At 72.3% G+C, this 14,772-nt stretch carries 14 protein-coding genes; 10 read left to right on the forward strand and 4 right to left on the reverse strand.

From position 1 onward, the window contains the following. Positions 1 to 317 precede the first annotated feature (317 nt). From ABZ564_RS04365 to ABZ564_RS04380, 4 genes are all read left to right on the forward strand, one after another. On the forward strand, positions 318 to 482 hold the full coding sequence (locus ABZ564_RS04365) for a hypothetical protein (RefSeq protein WP_360849194.1): 165 nt from the start codon (positions 318 to 320) through the stop codon (positions 480 to 482). Between the two features lie 8 nt (positions 483 to 490). Beyond that, a complete protein-coding gene (locus tag ABZ564_RS04370) occupies positions 491 to 784 on the forward strand; it encodes a Dabb family protein (protein ID WP_360849197.1) in 294 nt (97 codons plus the stop codon). Between the two features lie 221 nt (positions 785 to 1,005). Further along, entirely contained in the window at positions 1,006 to 1,890 is an 885-nt protein-coding gene (locus ABZ564_RS04375) for an RNA polymerase sigma factor SigF (protein WP_360849199.1), read from the forward strand. Positions 1,891 to 2,124: 234 nt separating this feature from the next. Further along, on the forward strand, positions 2,125 to 2,991 hold the full coding sequence (locus ABZ564_RS04380; protein ID WP_360849202.1) for an RNA polymerase sigma factor SigF: 867 nt from the start codon (positions 2,125 to 2,127) through the stop codon (positions 2,989 to 2,991). 276 nt (positions 2,992 to 3,267) lie between these two features. Here ABZ564_RS04380 and ABZ564_RS04385 read toward each other — a convergent pair whose 3' ends face one another. After that, complete coding sequence (locus tag ABZ564_RS04385; protein ID WP_360849205.1) at positions 3,268 to 3,480, reverse strand: hypothetical protein; 213 nt, start codon at positions 3,478 to 3,480, stop codon at positions 3,268 to 3,270. A gap of 248 nt (positions 3,481 to 3,728) precedes the next feature. Between ABZ564_RS04385 and ABZ564_RS04390 the strand changes: the two genes are divergently transcribed. From ABZ564_RS04390 to ABZ564_RS04410, 5 genes are all read left to right on the forward strand, one after another. Next, the gene (locus tag ABZ564_RS04390) at positions 3,729 to 4,250 is read left to right on the forward strand and encodes a MarR family transcriptional regulator (protein ID WP_360849207.1); all 522 of its coding nucleotides are present in this window, start codon (positions 3,729 to 3,731) and stop codon (positions 4,248 to 4,250) included. A 24-nt stretch (positions 4,251 to 4,274) separates the two neighbouring features. Continuing rightward, positions 4,275 to 6,773: an MFS transporter gene (locus tag ABZ564_RS04395; RefSeq protein WP_360849210.1), complete on the forward strand. Its 2,499-nt coding sequence runs from the start codon at positions 4,275 to 4,277 to the stop codon at positions 6,771 to 6,773. A gap of 212 nt (positions 6,774 to 6,985) precedes the next feature. Continuing rightward, positions 6,986 to 7,804, forward strand: a complete 819-nt coding sequence (locus ABZ564_RS04400) for a YceI family protein (RefSeq protein WP_360849213.1) — start codon at positions 6,986 to 6,988, stop codon at positions 7,802 to 7,804. A gap of 26 nt (positions 7,805 to 7,830) precedes the next feature. Beyond that, a complete protein-coding gene (locus tag ABZ564_RS04405) occupies positions 7,831 to 8,295 on the forward strand; it encodes a PPOX class F420-dependent oxidoreductase (RefSeq protein ID WP_360849216.1) in 465 nt (154 codons plus the stop codon). Further along, positions 8,292 to 9,206, forward strand: coding sequence for an NAD(P)-dependent oxidoreductase (locus ABZ564_RS04410; RefSeq protein ID WP_360849219.1), 915 nt, complete (start codon positions 8,292 to 8,294; stop codon positions 9,204 to 9,206). The genes ABZ564_RS04405 and ABZ564_RS04410 overlap by 4 nt, the downstream gene beginning before the upstream one ends. Here ABZ564_RS04410 and ABZ564_RS04415 read toward each other — a convergent pair. Continuing rightward, entirely contained in the window at positions 9,200 to 9,979 is a 780-nt protein-coding gene (locus ABZ564_RS04415; protein ID WP_360849222.1) for a TetR/AcrR family transcriptional regulator, read from the reverse strand. The genes ABZ564_RS04410 and ABZ564_RS04415 overlap by 7 nt on opposite strands. Positions 9,980 to 10,242: 263 nt before the next feature. Here ABZ564_RS04415 and ABZ564_RS04420 point away from each other — a divergent pair, with 263 nt between their 5' ends. After that, the gene (locus ABZ564_RS04420; RefSeq protein WP_360849225.1) at positions 10,243 to 11,112 is read left to right on the forward strand and encodes an endonuclease/exonuclease/phosphatase family protein; all 870 of its coding nucleotides are present in this window, start codon (positions 10,243 to 10,245) and stop codon (positions 11,110 to 11,112) included. A gap of 12 nt (positions 11,113 to 11,124) precedes the next feature. Here the strand turns inward: ABZ564_RS04420 and ABZ564_RS04425 are convergent, their stop codons facing one another. Both ABZ564_RS04425 and ABZ564_RS04430 read right to left on the reverse strand, forming a co-directional pair. Then, positions 11,125 to 13,287, reverse strand: coding sequence for a glycosyltransferase family 39 protein (locus tag ABZ564_RS04425; RefSeq protein WP_360849228.1), 2,163 nt, complete (start codon positions 13,285 to 13,287; stop codon positions 11,125 to 11,127). After that, a complete protein-coding gene (locus ABZ564_RS04430) occupies positions 13,284 to 14,690 on the reverse strand; it encodes a bifunctional glycosyltransferase family 2/GtrA family protein (protein ID WP_360849231.1) in 1,407 nt (468 codons plus the stop codon). The genes ABZ564_RS04425 and ABZ564_RS04430 overlap by 4 nt, the downstream gene beginning before the upstream one ends. Between the last annotated feature and the right edge of the window lie 82 nt (positions 14,691 to 14,772).

Consider the following 14,772-nt stretch of genomic DNA (forward strand, 5'->3'; position numbering starts at 1 on the left):
ATCGGGGGGAGGTGCCGCTTCCCCCGGTCACAGGGCCTGCCGCTCCTTGCCGCGGTCGGGGGAGGCCACGGCATGAGTCCCACGGCAGGGGTCCTGTTCCCGGCCCCTCGGACTCCTGAAGTCCGCCGGGCCATCTCCCATCCTGCCTCGCCGGTGGCAAAGGGCGAGCGGACCAAGGACCCCGATCCGCGGGCCTTTGGTCCCTGACGCGGCGTGCCGGGCCCCCGGCACGTACGCGGAAACAGCAGGCGGATACGAGCATGCGTGCGGATAGACTCGCCCGACCGCACAGGGGACCGAAGGGGAGTCAGGGGCTGATGGCACAGGCGAAGAAGATAGCCCTCTACGCGATAGTCGTCTTCGTGCTCTACACGATCATCAACTCCCCCGCCCGGGCCGCGGACCTGGTGCAAGTAGGGTTCGAGGGCATCGCGAGCGCCGCGCAGGGCGTCGGCGACTTCATGTCCGAGCTGGTCAACTAGGAGCACCCGTGATCCGCCATCTGGTCCTGTTCAAGCTGAACGACGGCGTCGAGCGGGACGACCCGCGGGTCGTCGCGGGTGCCGAGGCGTTCCAGGCACTGGAGGGGAAGGTCCCGGAGCTGGAGTTCTGGGAGTGCGCCTGGAACATCACCGACCGGCCGATCGCGTACGACTTCGCCATCAACTCCGCCGTGGCCGACGAGGCCGCGCTGAAGCGGTACATCGAGCACCCCGACCACCAGGCGGCCGCCGGTCAGTGGCGTGAATTCGCCACCTGGGTGATCGCCGACTATCCGTTCTGACGCCTTCGGCCCTGCGAGCCCCTCACCGCGCCGGTGAGGGGCTTTTCTTTGTCCCAGGCCCCGGCGGACGTTTTAAACCCGGCCAAGGTCAACACGGCGCTATGGGGTGCTTGCGCATAGTGGTCATGTCTTGTGATGCTATGACCGCTTTTGACGGACGAATTGACCGAAGTTGACCGCGAAGGGGTGGCGTCATCGTGCCGGCCAGTACAGCGCCTCAAGTGCCTCCCCAGGCCCACCAGGCGGCACCGGCCGCCCCGCCCGCCGGGCCCGCCCCGGCGCCGGCCCAGGTGCAGACGACGATCCACGAGACCCCCGACGAGGCGGTCACACCCGCCCGGTCCCGGGCCGCCGACACCAGGGCGCTCACCCAGGTGCTGTTCGGGCAGCTCAAGAACCTGACGCCGGGCACCGCGGAGCACGACCGGGTCCGCACCGCGCTGATCGAGGCGAACCTCCCCCTCGTGCGGTACGCCGCCGCGCGCTTCCGCTCCCGCAACGAGCCGATGGAGGACGTCGTCCAGGTCGGCACCATCGGCCTGATCAACGCGATCGACCGCTTCGACCCCGAACGGGGCGTCCAGTTCCCGACGTTCGCGATGCCCACCGTCGTCGGCGAGATCAAGCGGTACTTCCGGGACAACGTGCGCACCGTCCACGTGCCCCGCCGGCTGCACGAGCTCTGGGTGCAGGTCACCGGCGCCACCGAGGACCTGACGACCGCGCACGGCCGCTCGCCCACCACCGCGGAGATCGCCGAGCGGCTGAAGATCTCCGAGGACGAGGTGCTGGCCTGCATCGAGGCCGGCCGTTCGTACCACGCGACCTCGCTGGAGGCCGCGCAGGAGGGCGACGGGCTGCCCGGACTGCTCGACCGGCTCGGTTACGAGGACCCCGCGCTGGCGGGCGTGGAGCACCGGGACCTGGTCCGGCATCTGCTCGTACAACTGCCCGAGCGGGAACAGCGCATCCTGCTCCTGCGGTACTACAGCAACCTGACGCAGTCCCAGATCAGTGCCGAACTGGGAGTCTCCCAGATGCATGTGTCAAGACTCCTGGCCCGAAGTTTCGCCAGACTCCGATCCGCAAACAGGATCGAGGCGTAACCGAAACGGGTAGACCGTTCCCGAGGCTTTTCCCGGCGAGCAAAGGCCTCACACCCCTTGTTAACTGCGCATACTCCCCCTGGACTTGTCGACAAGTCACTACAGCGTGTTGCCGACATGTGACATTCTGCGGGAAGCGCGTTTGCCGCAGTCCCGCCTCCGGTATTCAGGTGGAGGCTGCGTTCCTCCGATGGTCGTGGCCACCGCGACCGTCCGCGACCTCAAGGGGGTGGCATGTCCGTAGAACAGGGCAGCTCGAAGGTGCTCACGCTCACCAAGAGCGAACCCGCACCCGTTGCGCTCACCAGCTCGCCGGAAGCCATCGACACCCGCACGCTCTCCCGCTCCCTGTTCCTGCGGCTCGCCGCGCTGGGTCCCGCTCCGGGCCCCGGGGGAACCGACAGCCCGGAGCGTGCCTATGTGCGGGACACACTCATCGAGCTCAACCTGCCGCTCGTGCGTTACGCCGCGGCGCGGTTCCGGAGCCGTAACGAACCCATGGAGGACATCGTCCAGGTCGGCACCATCGGCCTGATCAAGGCGATCGACCGCTTCGACTGCGAACGCGGCGTGGAGTTCCCGACCTTCGCGATGCCCACCGTCGTCGGCGAGATCAAGCGGTTCTTCCGCGACACCTCGTGGTCGGTACGGGTGCCGCGCCGGCTCCAGGAGCTGCGGCTCGCCCTGACGAGGACCAGCGACGAGCTCGCGCAGAAGCTCGACCGCTCGCCGACCGTGCCGGAGCTGGCCAAGGCGCTCGGGGTCTCCGAGGAGGAGGTCGTCGACGGCCTGGCCGTGGGCAACGCCTACACCGCCTCCTCGCTGGACTCGCCCGCCCCCGAGGACGACGGCGGCGAGGGCTCGCTGGCCGACCGGCTGGGTTACGAGGACGCGGCGCTGGAAGGCGTCGAGTACCGCGAGTCGCTCAAGCCGCTGCTGGCCAAACTCCCGCCGCGCGAGCGCCAGATCATCATGCTGCGGTTCTTCGCCAACATGACCCAGTCGCAGATCGGCGAGGAGGTCGGCATCTCGCAGATGCACGTCTCCCGCCTGCTGACCCGCACCCTCGCCCAGCTCCGGGAAGGGCTCATCGCCGACTGAGGGCCCGCCTCCCGGGCCTGTTCGCCGACCGGCCGCCGAGGCCCCCGCGCGCCGCCTCGGCGGCCGTGCGCGTTCCCGTACGAGGGCGGCGTGAAACCGACGGCGCCGCCCCCTCACGGATCGGCGAGGGAGCGGCGCGAAGACGGATGGGGGTCGGGCGCGGGCGGGGACGGGCCGCGGTGCCGCGGCGGAGAGCCGGCGGACCCGGACGGCCCGTACGGCGCCGCCGTCACAAGCACCACCGGCGCGGCGGCCCCGGCACGCCCGCGTAGGGGGTCAGCCGAGCGCGAGCCAGGCGACCGCGGCGAGCACGATGACGACCGCGACGATTCCGGCGATCAGCCCGGTCCTCGGTCCGGAGGAGACGGCGGCGGGCTGCTGCCGGCGCTGCGGCTCGCCCTCGTCGACGAAGGCGCGGAACATCTGGGTGCTGCCGGCCGGGTCGTAGGAGCCCTCGGGCCCCTGCGGTGCGTGGGGATTGTGTGCCATGTCGCAGGACCCTAGCGAACTCGGGCGAACGGCCCAACCCCTGGGCGCCGCCTCCCGATCCGCCTCCCGTGTGGCGCGGACCACACCGGCCCTTCTTTACCCCAGGCCCCACGGGTTTGACCAGTGCCCTACGCAGCCTTTTGTGTTCCTTTACTTATGCAAGCCTCATTTCGTTTGCCTGCAGCAACCAACGGCTTCTATGGTTGCCCTAAGCAACAAGATGACCGGTGAGATTGTCTGGGGGTCCCGTGGCCGCACGGAGTCAGTACGAAGAACTGGCCCGGCAACTGAGCGCCATCGGAGCCGTCAAGAGGGGTCTCGCCCGCATCCTGCCCGCCGAGTGCCCCGGCGGCTCCGCCGCCGTGCTGACTCTGCTGAGCCGGCACGGGGAGATGCGGATCAGCCGGCTGGCCGAGCTTCTCGCGGTCGACATGTCAGTAACCAGCCGACACGTCGCCCACGTGGCGGAACGAGGCTGGATCGAACGGTTCCCGGACCCGGTGGACAAGCGCTCCCGCATCCTGCGGCTGACCCCCGCGGGGGACGGGGTGCTCGACGACCTCTACCGCCGGTCGACCGAGATGTTCGCCTGCCACCTCCATGACTGGTCCGACGACGAGGTCGGGCAGCTCAACGCGTTGCTGGCCCGGCTGCGCGACAGCTTCTCCTGTCGCGGCACCGGAGGGTGCGCCCCCGGCAGGCACAGCGGCGACTGCCGCTCCCGCCGGACCGACACCCACAACGATTCGTACACCCGTACACCCGTGTAAACAGAAGCAAAGAGAAGGACTTAAATGGCTACGACCACACCAACCGGTGTGCGGGGCGGCCACGCCAAGCACGGAGGTCACGACGCCTCCGACGGCACGCCGATGACACACCGGCAGATCATGGAGGCGCTGACCGGGCTGCTGCTCGGCATGTTCGTCGCGATCCTGTCGTCCACCGTCGTCTCCAACGCCCTGCCGGAGATCATCTCCGACCTGGGCGGCGGTCAGAGCGCCTACACCTGGGTCGTCACGGCCTCGCTGCTGGCGATGACGGCGACCACCCCGCTGTGGGGCAAGCTCGCCGACCTGTTCAGCAAGAAGCTGCTGGTCCAGATAGCCCTGGTCATCTACGTCGGCGGCTCGGTCGTCGCCGGGCTCTCGACCAGCGCCGGGATGCTGATCGTCTGCCGTGTGGTGCAGGGCATCGGCGTCGGCGGTCTCTCCGCCCTCGCCCAGATCGTGATGGCCGCCATGATCTCCCCGCGCGAGCGCGGCCGTTACAGCGGCTACCTCGGTGCGGTCTTCGCCGTCGCCACCGTCGGCGGCCCGCTGCTCGGCGGCGTCATCACCGACACCAGCTGGATGGGCTGGCGCTGGTGCTTCTACGTGGGTGTGCCGTTCGCGGTCATCGCCCTGATCGTGCTCCAGAAGACCCTGAAGCTCCCGGTCGTCAAGCGTGACGTCAAGGTCGACTGGACCGGCGCCCTCTTCATCAGCGCCGCCGTCTCGCTGCTGCTCCTGTGGGTGACGTTCGCGGGCGACAAGTACGACTGGATGTCCTGGCAGACCGGCGTGATGCTCGCCGGCTCCGTGATCCTCGCGCTGCTCTTCGTCTTCACCGAGTCCCGCGCCAGCGAGCCGATCATCCCGCTGCGGCTCTTCCGCAACCGGACCATCACGCTCGCCTCGCTCGCCTCGCTGTTCGTCGGCATCGCGATGTTCGCCGGCACCGTCTTCTTCAGCCAGTACTTCCAGCTGGCGCGCGACAAGTCGCCGACGATGTCCGGTGTCATGACCATCCCGATGATCAGCGGCCTGTTCCTCTCCTCGACGATCTCCGGTCAGATCATCACCAAGACCGGACGGTGGAAGGCCTGGCTGGTCAGCGGTGGCTTCCTGGTCACCGCCGGGCTCGGCCTGCTCGGCACGATCCGCTACGACACGACGTACTGGCACATCGCGGTCTTCATGTTCGTGATGGGTCTCGGCATCGGCATGATGATGCAGAACCTGGTGCTCGCCACGCAGAACCAGGTGGACCCGTCCGACCTCGGTTCGGCCAGCTCCGTCGTCACCTTCTTCCGTTCCCTCGGTGGTGCGATCGGCGTCTCGGCGCTGGGCGCCGTCATGGCGAACCGCGTCTCCCACTACGTCAAGGACGGCCTGGCGGACCTCGGTCCCGAGGGCGCGGCCCTGGGCCACGGCGGCACCGGCGGCGGGGGCATCCCCGACCTGGACAAGCTGCCCGCCCCGTTCCGCACGGTCATGGAGTCCGCCTACGGGCACGGCGTCGGTGACGTCTTCCTGTACGCCGCTCCGGCCGCGCTGGTCGCCTTCCTGATCACGATCTTCATCAAGGAGGTCGCGCTCAAGTCGAGGGCCGGCAACGACGCCCCCGCGCGGGCCGAGGCGCCCGCCGAGGTCCCCGCCGGCACCGTCACCGAGGCGGTCGCCGAGGGCGCCGCCGGAGTCACCGCGGTCGACACCGCCGAGGCCGCGGTGGCCCCGGCCGACGCCCCGGTGGACTTCGCCACGGGCGGCACCCCCGTCCGCGGTGTGGTCCGCGGCGCCGAGGGCGCTCCCGTCGCCCGGGCCGCCGTCACGCTGATCTCGCTCGGCGGCCGGCAGCTGGGCATCGCCGCCGCGCAGGCCGACGGCAGCTACGCGCTGGACGCCCCGGGCGCCGGTTCGTACGTGCTGATCGCGTCCGCCGACGGCTTCCAGCCGCAGGCGTCCACCGTGGTCGTCGGCGACGAGCCGCTGGCGTACGACATCCTGCTCTCCGGTACGAGCGGCCTGGCCGGTACCGTGCGCGCCGCCGAGGGCGGCACGCCGGTGGCGGAGGCCATGGTCATCGTGACCGACGTACGCGGCGATGTGCTGGCCACCGGCAAGTCCGGTGAGACGGGCGACTTCGCCTTCGGCGAGCTGGTCCCCGGCGCGGTGACCGTCGCGGTCAACGCGGCCGGCTTCCGCCCGCTGGCCCTCCCGGTGGAGGTCGGCGGCCAGGGCGTCACCCGGGTCGAGGTCGCGCTGCAGGCCGGTGCGCTGGTCCAGGGCGTCGTGCGGGCCGGTGCGAGCCGGCGCCCGCTGCCGGACGCCCGGGTCACGCTGGTCGACGCGGCCGGCAACGTGGTCGCCACCTCGACGACCGGGGACGACGGGGCGTACGCCTTCGCCGACCTGGACGCGGGCGAGTACACGGTCATCGCGACCGGCTACCCGCCGGTCGCCGGCGCCCTGACCGTGGCCGGTCGCGGGGTCGACGGCCACGACATCGAGCTCGTCCACCCGGGCGAGTGACCCCAGCGGGCCGGGGTGGACCCCGGGCCCGCGGCAAGACCCCTGGCGGGGGCGGCGTTCTTCGAGCGGAGGCGCCGCACCGGCCGGTGGAAATGGGCCCCGGCGGCGGGGACGGCAGGCAGGGGACGGCCTGCCGTCCCCGCCCCGGGGCCCGACTCATTGAGTGACCGGTCCGGTGAACGGGCGGGTCATGAGCAAGGAGAGAGAACGGGATGGGACTTCGCGCACAGGTACGGACGCGGGACGGCTGGGCCGTCCAGCACGCGGTCGTGACGGTCACCGACATGACCGGCACGCAGGTGCTGCGGGCCGCCGCCGACGAGGACGGGACGGTACGAGCCGACACCCCGCTGTCGGCGGGCGCGTACACGGTGATCGTGACGGCGGTCGGGTACGCCCCCGCCGCCTCCACCGCCCTCGTCACGGCGAGCGGCACCGTCGAGGCCGGCACGGTGGTGCTGAACCGTCAGGGCGGCGTGGAGCTGCCGCCGCCGGGCACCTGGTCGCTGGACCCGGCGCACTCCTCGGTGGGCGCGGTCGCGCAGCACCTGGGGATCTCCAGCGTGCACGGCCGGTTCACCGAGTTCGGCGGGCGCATCGAGATCTCCGAGGACCTCCAGAGCTCCCGGGTCGAGGCGGTCATCGACGCCGCGAGCATCGACACCGGCAACGGCATGCGGGACAAGCACCTGCGCTCCCCCGACTTCCTGGACACCGACCGGTTCCCCGAGATCACCTACCGCTCCAGCGGGCTGACCCCGGCCGGGCCCGACCGCTGGACCGTGCACGGCGAGCTGACCATGCGCGGCGTGAAGCGGCCCGTCGACCTCGACCTGAGCTACCTGGGCACCGGACCCGACCCGTGGGGCGGGGTGCGCGCGGCGTTCCACGCGACGGCCGAACTGCGCCGCGAGGACTTCGCCATGAACTACAACCAGGTGGTCCAGGCGGGCATCTCGGCGATCGGCACCACGCTCCGCGTCGAGCTCGACATCCAGGCCGTGCAGGGCGCCTCCCTGCCCGCCGTCTGACGGCTCCTGGCCGTAGGGTCGGTTCCATGGCACCCGACATCGCGACCAACACCGCTGTGGACCTCGACGCACTGCTGGACTTCGTACGGCCCCGGCACCGGGCGATCCTGCTGACCACCCGGGCCGACGGCCGCCCCCAGGGCTCCCCGCTCACCTGCGGCGTCGACGACGCGGGCCGGATCGTCGTCTCCACGTATCCCGAGCGCGCCAAGACCCGCAACGCCAAGCGCGACGCGCGGGTCAGCGTGATCGTCCTTTCGGACGACTGGAACGGCCCATGGGTGCAGATCGACGGGTCCGCCGAGGTCATCGACGCGCCCGACTCGGTCGAGCCGCTGGTCGAGTACTTCCGGAACATCTCCGGCGAGCACCCCGACTGGGACGAGTACCGGGCGGCGATGGTGAAGCAGGGCAAGTCGATCATCCGGATCACTCCGGAGCGCTGGGGCCCGGTCGCCACCGGCGGCTTCCCCGCGCGCCTCGCCCCGTGATCTCCCCCGCCCTGCTCGACCGGGCCCGGATCGTCGCCGGGCCCGAGGTCGGCGACGCCGCCGTGCGGGGCCTGTCGCTGGCCACCGGGCGCCCCGTGGAGCGTGCCCGCCCCGACGGGCCCTTCGTGTACGTGGGTGCCTCGCTGCCCGACGCGCTGCGCGGGCCGGACCTGGTCTGGTTCCACAGCGTCAACGCCGGCACGGACGCCCTGCTGCGCGAACGGCCCTGGCCGGACCACGTGCTGCTGACCCGGACCGTGGGCCGGATGGGCGAGCGGATCGCGCAGTACGTGCTGGGCTGGGTGCTCGCCGAGTGCCAGTCGGTCCCGGAGTTCGCCGCCCAGCACGCCCGCGCCGAGTGGCGCCGCATCGACTCCGAACTCGTCGCCGGACAGACCGCCGTGGTGCACGGCGTCGGCCGCATCGGCTCCGCCGTCGCCGCCCTGCTGCGGGCCTGCTCCATCCGGACCGTGGCCGCCGCCCGCACCCCGCGCGCGGTGCCGCCCGGCTTCGACGCGGTGGTCCCGGCGGACGAACCGGTCGCCGCCCGCTGGGTGATCGCCGCGCTCCCGCTGACCGGGGCGACCACCGGCTACTTCGGGGCGGACCGGTTCGCCGCGATGGGCGGGGCGACCTTCCTCAACGTGGGGCGGGGCGCGACCGTGGACCTGGGGGCGCTGGAGGCGGCGCTGCGCTCCGGGGCGGTGGGGCGTGCGGTGCTCGACGTGCTGGCCGACGAGCCGGCCGCGCCCGGCCATCCGTGCTGGCGGCTGCCCCGTACGGTCGTCACCTCGCACTCCGCGGGCATCACGGCGGACGAGGACGTCGTCGCCGACTTCACCGCGTGCCTGCGGGAACTGACGGCGGGCCGGGTGCCGGCGCTCACCGTGGACACGGCCCGGGGCTACTGAGACCGTTCCGCGCGGGCCCGCTCGCGCATCGCCTCGATGCCGGCGATCAGCAGGTCCAGCGCGAAGGCGAAGTCCCGCTCACGCCTCTCCTCGATGGTGGCGCCGCCGCCCGCCGCCATCAGGTCCCACGAGTCCGCCGCGTACTCGTCGAGCCGGGGCTGCTCCTGGACCGCGGACATCGCCTGCCGGAGGTACTGGTCCTGGGTGAGCCCCGCCTCCGCGCTGCGCTGGGCGAACCGGCCCTCCACCGTGCCGAATCCGTACACGAACTGGAAGACCGCCGAGAGCGCGCCGCCGCGGCCCTCCGCGGGGAGGCCGGCCGCCCGGATCACGTCCTGGACGGTGTGGGTCACCAGCAGCGCGTGCGGGCCCAGGTTCAGGAACCTGCCCGCGAGCGGGGAGACCCAGGCGTGCCGGACGAGCAGCCCCCGGTAGGCGGAGGCCACCGCGCGCAGCCGGTCCTGCCAGGGCGCGTCGGCGGGCGGCGGCCCGATCTCGCGGTGGACCGCGTCCAGGGCCAGTTCCAGCAGGTCGTCCTTGGTGTCGACGTACCAGTACAGGGACATCGCCGTGACGTTCAGCCCGGCGGCGAGCCGGCGCATGGAGAACTTCGCCAGCCCCTCCGCGTCCAGCAGCCGGACCGAGGCGGCGGTGATCCGCTCCCGGTCGAGCCCGGCCGGCCGGTCCGCCCGCCGGGAGCGGGCGGGCGGCCGGGTGTTCAGCCACACGCTGGTCCGGACAGGGCTCTTCACGCGGTCGGCCGCGGACACCATGGCGCACTCCCTCGTCTCGCCGACGGGACGGACGGACCTGCTGCGGACCGCCTACCCCGAAAGCGGAGCCGTACGGTCCGGGGGTCCCGCCTGATGCTATGCCGCTGCCGGGGCCGGGCCGGCCCGGCCGGTCGTCCTGCTCGGCGCGATGCGGTGCCTCCCGCGTCCATGGAGGCCGGGTGGTTGGGGCGTACAAGCGTCTTCTCGTGGGTACGGTGCCGGTCGCCGCATCGGATACGACCTGCCCCGGAAGCTGGAGTGATATGTCACTGCGTCGTCGTACGGTGGAAGTCCTGGTAGCAGCAGGTTTGTTGGGGGCCGCGCTCGCGCCTCCGGCAACGGCCGCGGGGCACGGGCGGGCGCCCGGGCAGTCGGTGCCGCTGCGCGTCGCCACGTACAACATCCATGCCGGGTCCGGCACGGACAACGTCTTCGACCTCGACCGGCAGGTGGCCGTCCTGCGGGACCTGGACGCGGACGTGATCGGGCTCCAGGAGGTCGACGTCCACTGGGGCGGCCGCAGCGAGTGGCGCGACCTGGCGGCCGAGCTGGGCCGACGGCTGCGGATGCACGTCTCCTTCGCCCCGATCTACAGCCTCGACCCGGTGGCGGAGGGCGGGCCCCGGCGGGAGTTCGGCGTGGCCGTGCTGTCCCGGTACGAGATCGTGAGCGCCGAGAACCACGAGCTGACCCGGCTCTCCACACAGGACCCGAACCCGGTCCCGGCGCCCGCGCCCGGCTTCGGCGAGGTGGTGCTGAAGGTGCGCGGGCTGCCCGTCCACGTCTACGCCACGCACCTCGACTACCGGGGCGACCCGTCCGTCCGCATCGCCCAGGTCGCGGACACACGGCGGATCATGGCGGAGGACCAGGCGCACGAGCGGCGGCCGGTACGGCAGATCCTGCTCGGCGACTTCAACGCGCCCCCGGCCGCGCCGGAGCTGGCCCCGCTGTGGGAGGAGCTGACCGACATCGATCCGGGCGGCCCGACCTACCCGGCGCGGAACCCGGTGCAGCGGATCGACTACGTGGCCGTTTCGAAGGAGACGGTCCGGGTACGCGACGCGGCGGTGGCCGAGACGCTCGCCTCGGACCACCGCCCTGTCGTGGCCGACCTGTTGCTGCGGCGCTGAGCAGCCGAACCGTCAGCTGCTCGTCGTCGGCCGGGTCAGGTCGTAGAAGGTGGCGCTGCCCGCCGTCACCTCCTCGAAGTTCTTCTCCACCCAGGAGGAGATCTGCGCGGAGGTGCCGCTGCCGCCCATGCCGCTGCCCGGGACGAAGTAGTGGATGCGGCCGTCCTCGACGTACTTCTTGAACTGCGCGAGCGTCGGGGACGGGTCGCTTCCGTTGAAGCCGCCGATCGCCATCACGGGCTTCTCGGTGGCGAGTTGGTAGCTCGCTGCGTTCTGCGAGCCGATGGCGGCTGCCGCCCACGTGTAGTCGTCCGCGTTCGTCTCCAGGAGCTTCTCGGCCTCGGAGCCGACGGACGCGCCGTTGAGGAGACCTCCCATACCGCCGCCGGGGCCCCCGCCTTCGCCCATGCCGGGCGGAGTGCCGCGCTGCCGGCCGTTCTGGCCGCCGCCACCGTTCCACGTGGGCGCCTGGCCCTGGTTCCGGCCGGTTCCCTGGCCCGTTCCCTGGCCGGGCGGGGTGCCGGTGGGGGGCCGGCCCATGCCGTTGCCCTGCTGGTTGGCGCCCTGCCCGCCGGTCCCCTGGCCCGGGGGCTGCATGCCGCCTCCGCCGGGGCCGCCGCCCCGGCCGCCGCCGCCCGGTCCGCCCATCCCGCCGGAGGACGGGCCGGCCGTGACGATCGAGCCCTGGTGGCCGGTGTTCAGCGTGCTCACGGTGTACGCCGTCGGCCCGGCGAGCGACGCGGCGAATCCCAGCACCACCGTGGCCAGAGCCAGTCGCCGCCCCAGCCGGGCCGCGAGCAGCAGGCCGAGCGCCGCGACCAGCCCGGTGACGAGCACGGCGGTCCGCAGCCACGGCTGGTAGTCCGGCGTGCGGCCCAGCAGCACGTACGCCCAGTACGCCGTCACCGCGACCGTCGCGGCGAGCGCGGCGCCCGCCCACCAGCGGGCCCGCTCCTCCCACAGGACGGTGGCGCCCATGCCGATCAGCGCGGCGAGGTAGGGGGCCAGGGCCACCGTGTAGTACTGGTGGAAGATGCCGGCCATGAAGCTGAACACGGCCGCCGTCATCAGCAGCGAGCTGCCCCAGGCGAGGAACGCCGCCCGCGCGGTGTCCGTGCGCTTCCCCCGCCAGGTCAGCCAGACGCCGGCGGCGAGCAGGATCAGGGCGGCGGGCAGCAGCCAGGAGATCTGGGCGCCGATCTCGGAGTTGAACATCCGGCCGATGCCGGTCTCGCCCCACTGACCGCCACCGCCCCCGCCTCCGCCTCCGCCTCCGACGCTGCCGGTCTCCTCGCCGTTGATCCGACCGAGGCCGTTGTAGCCGAAGGTCAGCTCCAGGAACGAGTTGTTCTGTGAACCGCCGATGTACGGGCGCGAGGAGGCGGGCCACAGTTCGACGATCGCCACCCACCAGCCGCCCGCGACGACCATGGCGAGCGCGGAAAGCCCCAGCTGCCCGAACCTCCTGCGTACGGGGACGGGTGCGAACACCGCGTACAGCACCGCCAGCGGCGGCAGGATCAGGAACGCCTGGAGGGTCTTCGACAGGAACGCGAGCCCGACCGCGGCCCCCGCCCACACCAGCCACTTCGTGCGGCCGTGCTCCATCGCGCGCAGCACGCAGTAGACCGTGACGGTCATCAGCAGGGCGAGCAGCGCGTCCGGGTTGTTGAAGCGGAACATCAGCGCGGCGACGGGCGTCAGCGCGAACACCGCCATGGTGATCAGCCCGGCGGCGGCGCTGAACCGGCGGCGCACGGCCGCGTACAGCACTCCGGCCGTCGCCGCGCCCATCAGCACCTGCGGGGCCAGGATCGCCCAGGAGCTGAGCCCGAAGACCCGCACCGACAGGGCCATGGGCCACAGAGTGGCCGGGGGCTTGTCGACGGTGATGGCGTTGGCCGCGTCCAGCGAGCCGAAGAAGAAGGCCTTCCAGCTCCGGCTGCCTGCCTGCACGGCGGCGGAGTAGAAGGAGTTGGCGTAGCCGGAGGAGCTGAGGTTCCAGAGGTACGTCAGCGTGATGACCAGCAGCAGGGCGAGGAAGGCGGGCCGCACCCAGGGGGCGTCCCCCGGCCGGCCGCGCCAGACGCGGCGGGGCAGGGAAGCGGCGGCCCGTGCGTGCCCCGGGGGCGTGTCCGGCCGGGCCGGCGCGTAGGCGGGGTCGAGCGTGGTCATCGGGCGTTCCTCAGGTCGTGGGTGGTTTCGGCACCGGAGGGTGCGGGAACGGCGGCGGGGGGCGTGAGGGGGTGCGCGGCGTGCGCGGGGTCTGCCGGGGCGTGCGTGGGGTTTGCCTGGGCGGGGGCGGGGTTTGCCGTCCGCGGGTTTGCCCGGTCCCGGTCCGGGAAGACCCAGGCCCGGAACAGCAGGAACCGCAGCACCGTCGCCGCGAGGTTGGCCGCGATCAGCACGGCGAGTTCGGTGGTGTGCGAGGGCGAGCCGGACGCGGCGCCCAGGGCCGCCAGCGAACCGGCGGTCAGCGCGAGGCCGATGGCGAAGACCACGAGGCCCTGCGCCTGGTGACGGACGGCGCTGCCCCGGCCGCGCACCCCGAAGGTGAGCCTCCGGTTCGCCGACGTGTTGGCGACGGCCGAGACGAGCAGCGCGGCCCCGTTGGCGGGCTGGGGGCCGGTGCCGAGCCGGAAGAGGGAGTACAGGGCCAGGTAGAACAGGGTGGACAGGGCCCCCACGACACAGAACCCGACCAGCTGCCGGGCCAGTCCGCCCGGCACCCCGCCGATCGCCCGGTCGCGCGGGTCGTCGCCGAAGGGCCGGGCCAGCCGGTCCAGCGGCAGCGCGCCGACGGCCAGCGCCCGCCCCACCCGCCACACGCCCTTCAGGTCCTCGGTGGCGGTGCGCACGATGTGGACCGTGGAGTCGGGGTCGTCGACCCAGTCGACCGGCACCTCGTGGATGCGCAGCCCGGCCCGCTCGGCGAGCACCAGCATCTCGGTGTCGAAGAACCAGCCGGTGTCCTCGACCATCGGCAGCAGCCGCTGCGCGACCTCGCGGCGGATCGCCTTGAACCCGCACTGCGCGTCACTGAACCGGGCGGCCAGCGACGAGCGCAGGATGATGTTGTACGCCCGCGAGATGAACTCCCGCTTCGTCCCCCGCACCACCCGCGAACTGCGGGCGAGCCGCGAGCCGATGGCGAGGTCCGAGTGGCCCGAGATCAGCGGCGCCACCAGCGGGAGCAGCGCGTTGAGGTCGGTGGACAGGTCCACGTCCATGTACGCGAGGACCGGCGCGTCCGAGTGGGTCCAGACCGTACGCAGCGCCCGCCCGCGCCCCTTCTCCTCCAGCCGGAACGACCGCACCCCCGGCAGCGACCGCGCCAGCCGCTCCGCCACCTCGGGCGTCCGGTCGGTGCTCGCGTTGTCGGCGACGGTGATCCGGAAGGCGTACGGGAAGGTGCGCGCCAGATGATCGTGCAGCCGCAGCACGCACGGTTCGAGGTCCTTCTCCTCGTTGTAGACGGGCACCACCACATCGAGTACGGGAGCACCCGCCGCACCGCTCACGCCGGCCAGGAGGTGGTCCCGGGCCGGCAGGGTGCTCCAAGGAGTCTCAGTTCGCATGCCACCGACCGTCGCCGACCGGGCTGTCACGGGTGTGTGGTGAGGCTGTGGTCCACCTGTGAGTGGGCCCGCCCGCCGCCGT

Origin of the sequence: Streptomyces sp. NPDC019224 (genome assembly GCF_040632605.1) — a bacterium.
Lineage (GTDB): Bacteria > Actinomycetota > Actinomycetes > Streptomycetales > Streptomycetaceae > Streptomyces.

Bases quoted from the DNA above. Each gene is read 5' to 3' on its own strand.
- ABZ564_RS04365 (WP_360849194.1), top strand. From the start codon at position 318: ATGGCACAGGCGAAGAAGATAGCCCTCTACGCGATAGTCGTCTTCGTG.
- ABZ564_RS04380 (WP_360849202.1), top strand. From the start codon at position 2,125: ATGTCCGTAGAACAGGGCAGCTCGAAGGTGCTCACGCTCACCAAGAGC.
- ABZ564_RS04385 (WP_360849205.1), bottom strand. From the start codon at position 3,480: ATGGCACACAATCCCCACGCACCGCAGGGGCCCGAGGGCTCCTACGAC.
- ABZ564_RS04395 (WP_360849210.1), top strand. From the start codon at position 4,275: ATGGCTACGACCACACCAACCGGTGTGCGGGGCGGCCACGCCAAGCAC.
- ABZ564_RS04400 (WP_360849213.1), top strand. From the start codon at position 6,986: ATGGGACTTCGCGCACAGGTACGGACGCGGGACGGCTGGGCCGTCCAG.
- ABZ564_RS04405 (WP_360849216.1), top strand. From the start codon at position 7,831: ATGGCACCCGACATCGCGACCAACACCGCTGTGGACCTCGACGCACTG.
- ABZ564_RS04415 (WP_360849222.1), bottom strand. From the start codon at position 9,979: ATGGTGTCCGCGGCCGACCGCGTGAAGAGCCCTGTCCGGACCAGCGTG.
- ABZ564_RS04420 (WP_360849225.1), top strand. From the start codon at position 10,243: ATGTCACTGCGTCGTCGTACGGTGGAAGTCCTGGTAGCAGCAGGTTTG.
- ABZ564_RS04425 (WP_360849228.1), bottom strand. From the start codon at position 13,287: ATGACCACGCTCGACCCCGCCTACGCGCCGGCCCGGCCGGACACGCCC.
- ABZ564_RS04430 (WP_360849231.1), bottom strand. From the start codon at position 14,690: ATGCGAACTGAGACTCCTTGGAGCACCCTGCCGGCCCGGGACCACCTC.